10 protein-coding genes, 1 pseudogene and 1 riboswitch are annotated in these 14,510 nt (G+C 46.7%); of the genes and pseudogenes, 10 read left to right on the top strand and 1 reads right to left on the bottom strand.

All coding sequences use genetic code 11. From position 1 onward, the window contains the following. Positions 1-203: 203 nt before the first annotated feature. The 5 genes from ACDJ58_RS02360 (at position 204) to guaA (ending at position 8,134) form a co-directional block, all read left to right on the top strand. Positions 204-1,472, top strand: coding sequence for a polysaccharide deacetylase family protein (locus tag ACDJ58_RS02360; protein ID WP_413375168.1), 1,269 nt, complete (start codon positions 204-206; stop codon positions 1,470-1,472). Between the two features lie 103 nt (positions 1,473-1,575). Continuing rightward, complete coding sequence (locus tag ACDJ58_RS02365; RefSeq protein ID WP_413375170.1) at positions 1,576-2,565, top strand: AAA family ATPase; 990 nt, start codon at positions 1,576-1,578, stop codon at positions 2,563-2,565. Then, positions 2,562-3,929 carry a DUF58 domain-containing protein gene (locus tag ACDJ58_RS02370; protein WP_413375172.1) on the top strand — a complete coding sequence of 456 codons (1,368 nt, stop codon included), beginning with the start codon at positions 2,562-2,564 and terminating at the stop codon, positions 3,927-3,929. Before ACDJ58_RS02365 ends, ACDJ58_RS02370 begins: the two co-directional genes overlap by 4 nt. Beyond that, positions 3,916-6,279 carry a DUF3488 and DUF4129 domain-containing transglutaminase family protein gene (locus ACDJ58_RS02375; protein ID WP_413375174.1) on the top strand — a complete coding sequence of 788 codons (2,364 nt, stop codon included), beginning with the start codon at positions 3,916-3,918 and terminating at the stop codon, positions 6,277-6,279. Before ACDJ58_RS02370 ends, ACDJ58_RS02375 begins: the two co-directional genes overlap by 14 nt. 316 nt (positions 6,280-6,595) lie before the next feature. Further along, positions 6,596-8,134 (top strand): glutamine-hydrolyzing GMP synthase, encoded by a 1,539-nt coding sequence (gene guaA, locus ACDJ58_RS02380; RefSeq protein ID WP_413375176.1) that lies wholly within the window; start codon positions 6,596-6,598, stop codon positions 8,132-8,134. Positions 8,135-8,273: 139 nt separating this feature from the next. On the opposite strand, the gene ACDJ58_RS02385 is transcribed toward guaA, so the two are convergent. Continuing rightward, a complete protein-coding gene (locus ACDJ58_RS02385) occupies positions 8,274-9,551 on the bottom strand; it encodes a flagellin (protein WP_413375178.1) in 1,278 nt (425 codons plus the stop codon). A gap of 139 nt (positions 9,552-9,690) precedes the next feature. Here ACDJ58_RS02385 and ACDJ58_RS02390 point away from each other — a divergent pair. From ACDJ58_RS02390 to ACDJ58_RS02410, 5 genes and pseudogenes are all read left to right on the top strand, one after another. Then, positions 9,691-9,842: pseudogene (locus ACDJ58_RS02390) on the top strand (hypothetical protein); the annotation flags it as partial. Between the two features lie 177 nt (positions 9,843-10,019). Next, on the top strand, positions 10,020-11,060 hold the full coding sequence (locus ACDJ58_RS02395) for a hypothetical protein (RefSeq protein ID WP_413375180.1): 1,041 nt from the start codon (positions 10,020-10,022) through the stop codon (positions 11,058-11,060). A 96-nt stretch (positions 11,061-11,156) separates the two neighbouring features. Then, positions 11,157-11,408 (top strand): hypothetical protein, encoded by a 252-nt coding sequence (locus ACDJ58_RS02400; protein ID WP_413375182.1) that lies wholly within the window; start codon positions 11,157-11,159, stop codon positions 11,406-11,408. Positions 11,409-11,750: 342 nt separating this feature from the next. Then, a riboswitch (purine riboswitch) is annotated at positions 11,751-11,850 on the top strand. Positions 11,851-12,031: 181 nt separating this feature from the next. Further along, on the top strand, positions 12,032-13,408 hold the full coding sequence (locus ACDJ58_RS02405; protein ID WP_024630796.1) for an NCS2 family permease: 1,377 nt from the start codon (positions 12,032-12,034) through the stop codon (positions 13,406-13,408). Between the two features lie 382 nt (positions 13,409-13,790). Beyond that, the gene (locus ACDJ58_RS02410) at positions 13,791-13,955 is read left to right on the top strand and encodes a hypothetical protein (protein WP_413375184.1); all 165 of its coding nucleotides are present in this window, start codon (positions 13,791-13,793) and stop codon (positions 13,953-13,955) included. Positions 13,956-14,510: the final 555 nt, after the last annotated feature.

Raw genomic sequence — 14,510 nt, forward strand, 5'->3', positions numbered from 1 at the left:
CTCTCCAAGGAGTTTTGTTCACGATCCTACCTGTCCATTATGCTACCTAATCCGAAGCCAAGAATCAATCACGAGCCATCCCAAATTGTGAAAAATTATAAAACAAAATCGCGTCTTTTTTCAGCGCGCCCTCCATATAATTCTAACAAATCTGCTGAAGTCTATCAGCAAATTCACTAGAGACGTTGGAGGTTGATTCGAACATGGTAACACCAATACATACAATTTCATCTGGAAAATGGTCTGTGCTTATACTTCGCATTGTGGTACTGCTGTGTGTATTCGCTGCATCGGCAGGCACAACTTACGCTTCCTCTGTATCGGGGTCTGATGCACCCGCCTCCAAAGAAGAGAATCCTCAAGACAAGGTAGTCTATTTGAGTTTTGACGACGGACCGGGTAACCATACCCGTGAAGTATTGGATATTTTGCGCAAGGAACAGGTTTTGGCTACATTTTTTGTGCTTGGTGAGCAAGCAGAACGTTATCCTGAGATGATCCGTGCGGTTGTGGAAGATGGACATGCTTTGGGCAATCATACGTTTAATCATAATTATGAACAGCTGTACAGTGATTTCAAAGTGTTCTGGAAGCAGATCAAACAGACAGAGGCAGTAGTAGAGCGAATTACCGGATTTCGACCGAATCTGGTCCGGGCACCGGGAGGTACCTACGGACATTTTGATAAGAGTTATTTTGATCTGCTGAAATTGGGCGGGTACACCGTTATGGACTGGAACGTAGACAGCGGTGATTCCAAACGGAAGGGTGTTCCGGCCAAAGAAATCTTACACAATGCGACCAAGGTGCCTGCCGGGGCACATTCGGTTATTGTATTGATGCATGATGGAGGCGCTCATGCCGAGACGGTAAAAGCACTACCTGGCATTATCAAGTATTACCGCGATCAGGGTTTTCGTTTTGACACGATGAAGGCCTCGGATCAGCCTGTTCAATTCCGCATCGATTCCAATGGTAAATACAAGTCACGCAAAGCTCCGGGTAAGGAATGGGTCGCAGAAAATGTACAAGAGAACAGCAACTTGTGGTTGGCTGGCAAGGAACTGAAGGTGGAAATCGGCTTGGCAGCAGCCACATTGAAGCAAGGAGAGTTTCGCGTGGAAGATCAGCGGATCATGGTGCCTTTGCGGACCTTTATGAAAAAGTTCGGTGGCAGCGCTCGCTGGAATGCAGAGACCAGGACAGCTACAGCCGTATGGAAAGACCGAACCATCCATGCAGACAGTATCAGCGGAGACCTGACAACGAAACGTGCAGACCAGATGAATGACAGGATGACAGAGGGAGTCGTGCAGAGCCAGGGAGGAACGATTTGGGTTCCGCTACGTGAATTGATGGAGCATATGGGAGTAACCGTTGATTCACTAAAGGTGAATGAAAAGGAATGGACGGTTAAAGCCAGCGTTCCTCTGGCAGCTGCTAACAGCATGTATTTGGATAAATTGATCTGAATAAAGTCGTTCGTGCAGGACTATTCTCTCTACTTCCGGGCAACACTGAATCATAGATTAGTATGGTTCAGGAATGCCGATGGATGGAAGGAGATCAGGAGAAATGTCTTATATCCGAATGGAACATGAGCATGCCGTTGAATTGCTGAATAGAGTTATGAAGCGAGTTGAAAGTGTGATCATTGGCAAAAAACAAGAGATTCGTTATGTGTTAACTGCAATGCTTAGTGGAGGTCATGTACTTCTGGAAGATGTACCGGGTACAGGCAAAACGATGCTGGTTCGCGCCGTCGCTTCTGCGCTGGATTGCTCCATGGGACGAATTCAGTTCACGTCGGACGTGATGCCGGCAGATGTGACGGGCACGTCGATGTATCATCCGCATACGGGAGAATTCAAGTTTCGACCAGGCCCCGTCATGTCCAATATTGTTCTGGCCGATGAAATCAATCGCGCTTCCCCCCGTACCCAGTCGGCACTTCTGGAAGCGATGGAGGAACGACGCATTACAGTGGATGGCACAACCTATGCTTTGCCGCGCCCATTCTTTTTGCTGGCGACGCAGAATCCGTTGCAGTTTGAGGGCACTTATCGTCTGCCTGAAGCGCAGTTGGATCGTTTTATCATGAAGATCGGACTGGGGTACCCTGATCCGGAGCAGGAAGTCGAACTGTTAACCCGGATGCAAAGCAGAGAACTGCTTGATGAACTTCGTCCTGTCATGCTTGCTGAAGAAGTCGTAGCCATGCAGCGTGAAGTGAAACATGTACATGTGGACTCTGTTGTCAAACAGTATCTGGTTGCTGTTGCCGTTGCCTCCAGAAGTCATCCGGCGGTAAGACTGGGAATCAGTCCGCGCGGAACATTGGCCTGGATGGCTGCTGCACAATCGTTTGCTTACCTCCAAGGACGCAGTTATGTCATTCCCGATGATGTGAAAGAGATGGCTGTACCGGTCCTTTCCCATCGCGTTCAATTAAAAGCCCAGAACAGAGCCGAAATCTGGGCACAGGCGCAATTGATTCAGGAAGCTCTGTCATCGGTTCCTGTACCTGTACAGATGGCGACACAGGGAAGGGGACGGCGTCAATGACTGCGCTGGGTCAACGAATGTTGGGTGCTGTCCTGGTCGTGGCTTTTGCCTCTTTATATGTATGGCATGGCGGCAAAGCCGCGCTATTTCTGTCCATTATAGCGGCCTTGATGCTCGCAAGCGCACTGATTATCCATTTTTTCGGTCCGCGCAATATTAACATTCGGCGGCAAATGCATGCGAATCGGGTTGTGGCAGGCGAAAGAACGCGGGTGGCAGTGGAACTGAAATTCGACTGCCCGATTCCACTGTTATGGATCATTCTGTGTGAGAATACACCTGCCGGTGTACATCGTAAATTACTATTTCCGGGGACCCGTCGCCAGTTTACGTATCAATATGAATTATCGGGTTTGCGCAGAGGTGTGTACAGATGGGAATCAGGCAGATTGTACTGGGGTGATGTTTTCGGATGGAATACGGTCTCCGCAGAGACTGTGAATCATACCTCGCTAATTGTTGTTCCCCAAGCTACGGAATGGGGTGAGAGTAATTCTGGAGAATACTCGGCCGTGGGGGAAGATGCACTGTCTGAGCGAAGAAGCAGTCAGGGGAATCGCAGTCCTGAGTTCCGGGAATATCAGCAAGGAGACCCACTGGGGCGTGTTCATTGGAAAAGCACAGCCAAAACGGGTCGACTTCAGACTTTTTTGCCTGAAACCTCCGATTCTGTCTCGCTGGGTATACTGGTGTATGAAGGTGCATCGGGTTATAAAGTGCGGCAGTCAGAGAAGAGGGATATGCCTGCTTTTGAACGTGCGGTCCGTGCAGCTGCTCGTTGGATTCATACCGCTGAACGGGACAACATTCCTTATCAAGTGTGGACGGAAGGCGGTGGGTCAGGATCTGCTCTTCAGGAGAAATGGAAACAAGAACTACTGCACTCTCCTGAAAACCATGCGTTAGACAAGCTGGCGCAGGCACGAATTGCCACGGCTCAAGTTGTACCTCCTTCGCTTCGCACAGAGATGTTGGATAGAATGGCGATCGGGTCACGAATTGTGGTTCTCACCGGTAGAATGGACGAAGCTCTTGTGGAGTGGGTAATGTGTGCAATTGGGTTGGGATACAGGGTAGAGGTTCAGTTAACGGAGTTCATGGCTGGAGAAGATCCATCACCTATATCGCGAGCGGAATCCCTCAGCAGCAATATGGCTCAGAATCGAGGAACTCAAGGTGATGCGACTTCTGATACCACTGTAGTTTCAGAAACAGCACAGTCCATTGCAACAGATCGAACCATTCGTAACATGGGCAATGAAAGTCTGGAACAGCTTCGTCAAAGTGGAGTACAGATCCATTGGATCACAGACAGCTCTTTACCTTCAATGAGAAAGGCGGAGGTAACGGATGTGGGAGCATAATGGAAACCCTCAAGTGAACTCCACTGTGGCTGACAGGGGGCATACCGCCAGTTTGGGATTAGAGTCTGTGCATTCCATATATAAAGCGGAAACCAGGACATCTGGAGTAGATTTGAAGAGTCATGGCCAAAATTCGGAACCTCTCCTTTACAGAATCGGTCTTTCCGCCATTTTGCTTATATTGTCCCTGGAGTGGATTTATCCGGTTACGTCAACGGGTCAGCAGGGCAGTGAACGATTCTTGTCCGTGATGGCAGGATTAACAGGAACCTTGCTGCTCGCGGGGTTGCTTCGTACCGGCTGGATCACGGGAATACTGATTAGACTCCTCATTGCTCTAGCCGCATTATGTTGTATGTATGGAGGTAATGACCCTGCTGGATGGGCTGTTACATATCCGGCCACTCTTTCTGAGGATATGGGCAGTTTCATGAGTACCTGGCGTGTTCACTCGATTAGTGTGGAGACAAGAGGTCTGCTCATGATGTGCGGTTGGAGCATGCTGATGGCTTCCGTGCAGTCCCTTGTACTGCTGCGACGAAGTGTGATGCTTTTTGGCATTGCAACATTGGTCTATTTGCTGCTGCTTGAATCCTTTGCCGGACTGGATGTATATGCTTCGGTGATACGTTCTGTGCTGTGGATTCTACTCATTCAGGCCATGTTACAGTTGCTTCGCCTTAATGGCGGGGTCACCACACCGATCTTTAAGCAGAGTCCTTATGGCCGTTGGTGCACGGTAACGCTTGCGGTGTCTGCAGGTATGGTACTTTTCTCAGCGATCCCTGGTCAACTTGCTTCCATTCCTCCACCGGAACGTATATCCCTTGAGCAGATGGGTGAACGGCTGGCCCGCTGGGCAGGCTATACACAGCACGGAAGTATTCCTGCCACAACCGCCGTCACAGGATATAGTACAGCGGATGCACCAATGGGCGCACCTTTGGTGCAGGGAGACACGATCTTTTTTACGGCGAAAAGTCCGGAAGCTACGTATTGGCGGGGCGAGACCCGTTCATATTATAACGGAAGCACCTGGAGTGATCCTGTGCAGAGCTTTGAGACGGCAAGTCCATCTGGATTGGTGCGTACCGATGGTTGGGAGTATCCAGCCTATTGGCAACGTATTCGTCAAACGGTAACGATGAAGCGAGAATGGAGAGGACCCAATCCCCTCTTTACAGGTGGAATGCCAATCAATCTTTCGTTCCAGGATAAGAACAGGGATAATCAGAAGAATAAACGTTTATTACTATCAAATGAAGATTCCGCCACGTTATGGCTGGCGGCTACCTATGACAATCAATCTGTCAAAAGTTATACGGCAGACATCATGATTCCCGTGGCAACACCTGAACAACTACGCCTTCTGGGAAAGAAGTCCAATATGAAAGATCCGGCGGCAATTCGCAGAACGTATTTGCAGCTACCAACTACGCTTCCCGGACGTGTGCAGGCTCTTGCGAAGGAAATCATTCAGGGAAGTGAGACTCGTTATGATGCCGTGCAAGCCGTAAAGTCGTATCTTGCGGACCACGCCGAATATACACTTGATACCCGTATGCCACCACGCGGAACCGATTTTGTGGACGATTTCCTATTCGTTACGCGACAGGGATATTGCAATCATTTCTCGACAGCTATGATTGTGCTGCTGCGTGCAGAGGGTATTCCAGCACGCTGGGTTAAGGGATTCGGGCCCGGGGAAGCGGATGCGGACGTCTCCGGGCAATACATTGTGACCCAAGGAGATGCACACTCCTGGGTAGAAGTGTATTTTCCAGGTGGGGGCTGGATGCCGTTTGAGGCTACGCCGGGCTTCACCATGACGCAGGGTGAAGGCCAAGATGCCGCTGCGCTCAGCGGGCAGCAGCCCGTTGCCGTAACCCCGCCGCAGACGGACGGCGGGGTAGCTCACGCGGGCGCATGGCTGCTCGCCCGCGCACGAGCCATTGCCGCGCACCCATGGCTCGCGGCAGCCCTTGCGGCAGCGGCGCTGCTGTGCGCCGCCGGGGCCATCCGCATGCGGCGGCTTCGCCCCGCGCTGCGGCTAAGGCTGCTGCTGGCGTGGCCGCGCAGCAGCTTTCCGGACCGCGAGCGGCTGCTCAGCGCCGCCGCTCCGGTCTGGACCGCGCTCGCGCGCCGCTACGGCCAGCGGCCGCCGGGAATGACGCTGCGTGAATATGCAGCGTCACCCGCCGTAGCCGCAGGCACGGACGGCGCGGACATCGCGCGGTTCGCAGCCGACTGGGAACGGCTGCTGTACGGGCCGGACCGTCCGCTGCGTGCGGACAGTCTGGACTTCCTGCGCCGGGCACTTCAACTGGCCCGGCGCATGCAGGCGCTGTAACACGAAGTACAGCGCAGCGCTAAACATAGGACGCCTTTCTCGCCCCATAAAGCGAACGAGGCGTCTTTCCGCGATCATACACCGTAAGCTTCATGCGGAAGATCTCTTTTATGATGAAAATAGTGCATCAACCCTTTTCTTATATTTCCTATCGGGAATATATATAATAGAGGCGAGAATATTCGACCAAATACTGTAATCTCAGGCGTTGAATATGCCATGTTTTGAGATGTCGAAAAAAGGAGTTTCGCCTTTCCTTGACGGTATGTTTTGTCGTTGCGTATAATTAGTTTCATTAATTGAGGGAGGCTCGGTAATGAATAAGCAAAATGAAATAGTGGTTGTCCTTGACTTTGGGGGCCAATACAACCAGTTAATCGCCAGAAGAATCCGGGATCTGGGCGTATACAGCGAGCTTTTGCCGTATAACACACCGGCGGAGAAAATCGCAGAATTATCACCAAAGGGAATCGTGTTCTCGGGTGGACCATCTAGCGTTTACGCAGAAAATGCACCACACGTAGATCCGGCCATTTATGATCTGGGATTGCCAATCTTCGGAATTTGTTACGGTATGCAGCTCATGGCGCAACAGCTTGATGGTAAAGTGGAGCGTTCTGAGAAGCGTGAGTACGGTAAAGCGGATATTGAGTTTGCACCAGGTGCTGCTCTCGCACAAGGTATCGAAGGTGAACATACGGTATGGATGAGTCATGGTGATCACGTGGTTGCTCTTCCTGCTGGATTCAAACTGGATGCAGGCACGGAAAGTGCGCCAATCGCAGCAATGAGTAACGATGAGCGCAAATTGTATGCTGTTCAGTTCCATCCAGAAGTACGCCACTCTGTTCGCGGTAATGAAATGATCAAAAACTTCCTGTACGAAATCTGTGGTTGCGAAGGCAACTGGAGCATGGAGACGTTCATTGAAGATACGATCAAGGATATCCGTGAAAAAGTGGGCGACGGTAAAGTATTGTGCGCACTTAGCGGCGGTGTTGATTCTTCCGTGGTTGCTGCATTGCTTCACAAAGCCATCGGTGACCAACTGACATGTATGTTTATCGACCATGGTCTGCTGCGCAAAGGCGAAGCGGAGAGCGTAATGGAGACGTTCGTCGGCAAATTCGACATGAAAGTTGTCAAAATCGATGCACAAGAGCGTTTCCTGTCCAAACTGGTAGGTGTGGATGATCCGGAACAAAAACGTAAAATCATCGGTAACGAGTTTATTTACGTATTTGACGAAGAGTCCAAGCAGTTTGATGATTTTGCATTCCTGGCGCAAGGTACACTGTACACGGATATCGTGGAAAGTGGCACAGCGACAGCTCAGACCATCAAATCCCACCACAATGTGGGCGGATTGCCTGAGGACATGAACTTCAAGCTGATCGAACCACTGAGTGCCTTGTTCAAAGACGAAGTGCGTAAAGTCGGCGAAGAGTGCGGTCTGCCAGAAGCAATTGTATGGCGTCAGCCATTCCCAGGTCCGGGTCTAGCTATTCGTGTACTGGGCGAAGTAACTGAGGACAAGCTCAAAATCGTTCGTGATTCGGACTACATCCTGCGCGAGGAGATTGCCAAAGCCGGTCTTGACCGCGAAATCTGGCAATACTTCACGGCCCTGCCTAACATGAAGAGTGTTGGGGTTATGGGTGATGCGCGTACGTATTCCTACACTGTAGGTATCCGTGCCGTAACATCCATCGACGGTATGACAGCTGACTGGGCACGTATCCCTTGGGACGTATTGGAGAAAATCTCCGTGCGGATCGTTAACGAAGTGGATAACGTAAACCGTATCGTGTATGACGTAACTTCCAAACCACCAGCAACGATTGAGTGGGAATAGGTTGTGAAATATTAGTGGACTTCATTGCTTAGAAGCCCTGATATGGTTGGAACCCTTGAATTTTTAAATAAAAAGCTCATTCTTGATAAATTGTTATCAAGAATGAGCTTTTTATTTTGGTTAGATGAAATAATCAACCCTAGTTCCGAATTAACTCCAGTATTCGTTGGGGTTGACTGTTTGCTTGAGCAAGTATGGCTTGAGAGGCCTCGGTTAGAATACTCAGTGTAGATATCTTTATCATTTCTTTGGCCATGTCAGTGTCCCTGATTCGTGACTCGGATGCTGTAAGGTTCTCAGAATAGTTGGATGTGTTGTTATAGGCGTACTCTAGTCGATTTTGATAGGCGCCTAATTTTGCACGCTCCCCTGTGACTTTATCTAAAGCGGTTTTGATATCTGATACTGTGAGATGAGGAATGACTTCATAATCATCAAAACTTGCTTCCGAAAAAGCGGTGAACAATCCGGTGTAGCCTTCAAGCATGGATGTATTGGCAGAATAGCCTTCGATCTTTCCTACACCCGTGACAGAAAAAGTATAATAATTGCCTACAACAGTTCCAGTAAGTTCATAGTTCTGATCCAATTGCGCAGGATCCACCACTATGGAGGTAATTAATCGATATGATCCGTTTACGCGTTCTCCAATATATAATCCACCGTACTGGCTATACCAACCAAAAACTTGGTTGTTAAAGTCGTTTCCTTTAATAATTATGCCAATATTTCCATCCGGATGTGTCGTCATGAATTTTCCATTGACTGTGATGGTCATATCGTTGCCTTGAATAACTTCCGAGAGAATCGTTTTGTCACCAACTCCTTCAGTGGACTGTGTCAATGAACCGTTCTGGACTGTCCAGGAACCTTGCGCAGGATGCCATTGTGAAAACCTATTTTGATCGTTAAAATTCTCCCGATAATATAGGTCCAGATGCATGTCATTAATACTTAGCGGAATTGTTTCAGTACCTGTATGGATAGCAGCATTAGTAAGTGACCCGTTCAAAAGGTAGATTCCATTAAATTGTGTGTTGTTTGTTATATCCTCTATATTTCGGAGGTTGTGTGTAATTTCTAGATTAATTGTTTCTTTATCACTATAGGTGTATGTATCGTTTTCCCTTTGAACAAGTAGTTCTCTGATCCTTTGAAGCCCGTTTGTTATGCTATCGAGAGCACCTTCCGCAGTTTGAATTAATGAAATTCCATCTTGGATATTTCTTGCCCCTTGCTCTAAAGCCCGAATCTGAGCACGCATACTTTCGCTAATAGCTAGACCAGCAGCGTCATCCGCAGCGCGATTAATGCGTAGACCGGATGAAAGTCTTTCAAAAGAAGTTTTTTTGGAATTACTATTATTATTAATTCTATTTTTGGCGTTTAATGCTGGCAGATTATTGTTAATTCTCATATTTCTCCTCCCATCCTAATATTAGTATACATGTTTCGTGGAGAAAATTAATCTGATAAGGGAGGGAAACTTAAACAAGACTGTCCGTGTCGATGAGCTATGAAACGTAAAATGCAATTTTGTTTATGAAAATTTTAAAACATCCATCGATGGTATGAAGCTGACTGGGCACGTATCCCTTGGGACGTATTGGAGAAAATCACCGTGCGGATCGTTAACGAAGTGGATAACGTAAACCGTATCGTGTATGACGTAACTTCCAAACCACCAGCAACGATTGAGTGGGAATAGAAGTTATCTATACAGATTTAATAACAAGAGATCGGAGTTTCCGTCAAAGGAGCTTCGGTCTCTTTTTTTAATTTTGTGTTTGCACCAGACGTTATTTATACTTTGGTTTACGATAATCAATGGACCATCCAATAGATATTACGAAGAAGAACACTCTGTAAGGAGGAACTACGACGGATGAAGGAAAGACTCGAGCTTGAACCCGGATGGACTCGTGAAGAGGTTGCTGCACTTACGGCTCATCCTGAACTAAAGATTGTTCAATACAGCGAGCACAATATCCCGGATGTAAACTTGATTCAGACATTGAATGAGGAGCTGTTTGCAAACAGACCCGATGTTACTTTTCGTATATATGGCTTTCATTCGCAATCTGGCGACTTGTCTGTTCTAAAATATATGAACCATGTAGAAAAGCTTGTGATTGATTGCAACAGACGCATTCATGGGATTGAGGGCTTAGGTGAATTGCTAAAGCTGAGAGAGTTTGCTTTTGACGTATTTGAAGCGGAATCTCTTGAGGTGTTAACACTTGTACCCACTACTTTACATCAGCTCCGCATCGGCAAAACCAAAACAAAGAAAACGGATTTGTCCGTACTTAGCCGCTTTATCGAGCTTAATAAGCTGAGTGTGAATGGTCATAGAACGCACATTGAAACGATCGGAACATTGTCTTCACTCCGGTCCCTCTATATTTCGGGAATGCCGTTAAAGGAATTGGGATACTTAAAAGAGTTAGCAAATTTGCGCCAACTTCATCTCAGTTTTGGTGGAGCAGAGAATCTGGATAGCCTTGCGGGAATGAAATCCTTGCAATTGTTGAAGCTCCTAAGGGTGAAAGGATTATCTGACCTATCCGTATTGCCTGAATTGAAGGGATTGCACTTATTTGGGATAGAGGACCAGCCGCATCTAACGAGTCTGCCGTCTCTTGAAAATCTGACTGAATTACAGCGTGTTTTCCTGAACAATGTGAATGTGGAGAATATTGACTGGGCAAAGACTTCCAAAAGTCTGAAAGAGCTCGCTCTTCTGCAAATGAAGCATATTAATGCCGAAGATATCGAATCCCTGATTTATCATAAATCCTTGGAAAGAATGATCGTTCATTTGAAAAGTGCCAAACAGCAAAAAGTGGCGAAGAAGGCGATAATGGCAGCAGGCATGTGGGATGAGAGCGGATGGTGGTATAACGATGAATCTCTGGATATTTAATTTCTTTTTTAAGTTCGTTTCATATTGTTTTCATGTCGGGCTTGTACACTAAGTACAGAATACGGCTATATGGCAACTGAAAGGAGAATTGAATGTATGCGTAAAACCGACAATATGAGCAAATGGAAGATGGGCATTGGAAGTGCGTTTCTGATGGTGATGCTGGCAGGATGCGGCTCGGGTATGCAGGACTTGGCTCTTGGTGCGGGGGATTCTTCATTTGTGAACTTAGAGGCAGCAGATTCATCTTCCGATCAAGCCCAGAATCAGGAATTGTCTGAGGGATCGACCGATAATACAGGTCAGGAACAACAGCAGGCACAGGACGTGTTTCAGACAGAGATTTAGAATATATGGCGTAGGACCTATCATGTAAAAAAATGAACTAGTAACCGTAGCAGCCTGCTCTCCATACCTAAGCTTTTTGAATATCCAAATACATGATCCTCATCACATAACCATCTTCTCGGTAACGGTAACCCATGAAGCTACCGCAATCAAAGTGTGCCTGCCGCCTTTGATTGCGGTAGCTTTTTGATTTGTGAAACCTCAGTTTAATTTGGGTGGTAAACCGCTGAACTGGTTCATTTTGTTAAATAATACGAACGATTTATATGATAAGTGATAATAATATTCGTTTTTCTCATTGACAAACTAGAGGTAACCCTCCTAAAATAGTGATTGGAAACACACAAATAGCGCATACTACTTCGTATAATCCCGGGGATTGGCCTGGGAGTCTCTACGAGATCACCCTAATGATCTGGCTACGAAGAGGAGAAGGCTGAGCACATGAATTCTACATGATTGCGTCGGGCATGACATCACGCACATTAGAATTTTTTTTGTTCTCCGTAATTGGCACAGTGCCACTCCTCATCAGCTAAAACCCTGGGTGATGCATTCATCTTCAGGGGTATTTGTCGTTTTTCAATAAGGCTTCAACATCTCTAAGGAGGAATTAGTGAATTATGGATCGTTTCTTTAAACTAAAAGAAAACGGAACGAACGTTAGAACGGAGATTGTTGCGGGTCTTACTACCTTTATGACAATGGCGTACATTCTTTTCGTAAACACGTTGTTCTTGGGATCGGCCGGAGCCGGTATGTCGGACAATGCAGTATTTTTTGCAACAGCCGTGGGTGCTGGTCTGATGACCATCATTATGGGATTGTTCGTTAACATTCCGATCGCCCTTGCACCAGGTATGGGTTTGAACGCTTACTTCATGACAGTGGTTCTGAGTTCCAACGGTGCGATTTCCTGGCAGGCAGCTCTCGGAGCCGTATTTATCTCTGGTATCGTGTTTATTATTTTGACAGTGACCAAAATTCGTCAAATGCTGCTCGTTGCAGTTCCAGACTCATTAAAAATGGCAATCACAGTTGGTATTGGTCTCTTTATTACCATTGTAGGTTTCAAACTGGCTAATCTGGTCGCTGTAACAGTTAATGTTGCACCTGATGCAGATCTGAGCCAACCGATTCCTGGCAGCAGTTTTAATCTGTCTTTGGGTAATTTCATCACGCATCATGATGCATTACTGGCACTGATTGGGCTACTCATTATAGCTGTACTGATGGTTATGCGCGTCAAAGGTGCACTGCTAATCGGTATCATTGCTACAACGTTGATCGGTATCCCAATGGGCGTTACGAATCTCAGCGGTCTGTCCGGTGCAAGCTGGTTGCCTAACTTCAGCGATCTGGCGGTTGGACAACTGGATTTGAAAGGTGCAATTAGCCTTGGATTGTTTGAAATCATCTTTATCTTCACCTTTGTAGAGCTGTTTGACACATTCGGAACGATGGTGGGTACAGCAACGCGAATGGGGATTATGAAGGACAAGAAGAAAGGCGAGAAAACAATTGGTAAAGCAATGCTCGTCGATGCAGTGGGTGTAAGTGCAGGAGCTGCACTGGGTACAAGTACAATTACCGCATTTGTTGAAAGTGCCTCTGGCGTCGAAGCTGGTGGACGTACGGGTCTGACCTCTGTAACGACAGGTATCCTGTTCATCCTGGCCTTGTTTATTGCTCCGCTGGCATTGGTTGTTCCGTCCGCTGCAACAGCTCCGGCATTGATCATCGTGGGTGTCTTGATGATGAGTCAGGTTCGCAGCATTGAGTGGGATGACTTCCTACAAGCTTTCCCGGCGTTCCTTACAATCGTATTGATGCCTTTCACTGGAGGAATTGCAAACGGGATTTCCGCAGGGATTGTATCCTATGTAATTCTGGCCGTATTCAGTAACCTGGTTACGGAGCGCAAAGTGAAGATCCACTGGCTTATGTGGATATTGGCTATCATTGTTATATGTCGGTATGTATTTATAGGTGGGGAATAAAGGTTTGACTGAATGAAATGGGTCAGTTACTTATGATGATTCGTTATAATGTAAATGAAGGAAGCGGGAGCCTCGGTATGTTATCGTGGCTTTCGCTTTTTTTGTTTCTTCTATATAAGTAGCATAAACTTTGAAATAAGGGACAGGAGACAATTTGAAATGTTACCTGTAGGGGATATTCTTATTTTGTAGGATAAATGAAATCGACTTTCTTCTATATATAAAGGAGGAACAAACATGAGTTACGTTTTAATGGTTTTTGATCCAGTCAAAGCGGGCGGAAGATCATTCCTACTCGGACATTAAGGTGAGTTCAGAGTAGTCGCAACGTTTCTATGAAGAACTTGTACTGACATCTCCTTCTATGAATGTGGACGACGATGTGTTTGAAGCGATGGAAGAAGCGGAAACGAATAATCGATTAAAAGAATACTCGCTTGGAAAAGAAGTGATTTATGCTGCATTCGCGTGGTCTGTTGCGGAAGATGCCTATAAAATGATGCGTGAGTTGGCTAAAAAGCATAGCGTTGGTTTTTTTTTGATGTAAGTGGCTCGGATGGTGAGATCATCAGGCCCTAATGTGTATACTAAAATAGCAAACTTGAAAAACATCACGATAAGGATTACATAGCAACCTCTAGGGTTCATGAAAACGGAAGTGGAAACAACTGATTCTGTTTCTTGGTTTTATAAATGATTATGAATTGGGCAGATAGGTGTATCTGAACGGATTGAGGTGAGTAAACAGCAAGTTGGATATAACTAGTTTGAAAGTTATATCTACTATATATACATAGATATCGGTGTAATGTGAGAGAGACGCTATTCTCCGAGATTGGAAAGATAGTTGCTGATGAGGGATGGGTATCGTATAAGGTATAATAGGAGTAGGGAAGAAGAAGAGAACCGCTAACAGATAAATTGAAAATAAAGCTTGCGTTCCGAATCTGTACATGGTATATTCTAATTCCGGCCAAGAAAACACGAGAAACACAGTGCGGCAAGCGAAACAAATAAGCTTCGAAAGAAACTTAAAAAAAGAGCTTGCAAAGTTGGTTCGGATGTGATAAGATATAAAAGTTGCTGAGGTGAACAACACCCG

Source organism: Paenibacillus taichungensis, from assembly GCF_047302525.1.
In the GTDB taxonomy this organism is placed as follows: Bacteria; Bacillota; Bacilli; order Paenibacillales; family Paenibacillaceae; genus Paenibacillus; species Paenibacillus taichungensis_B.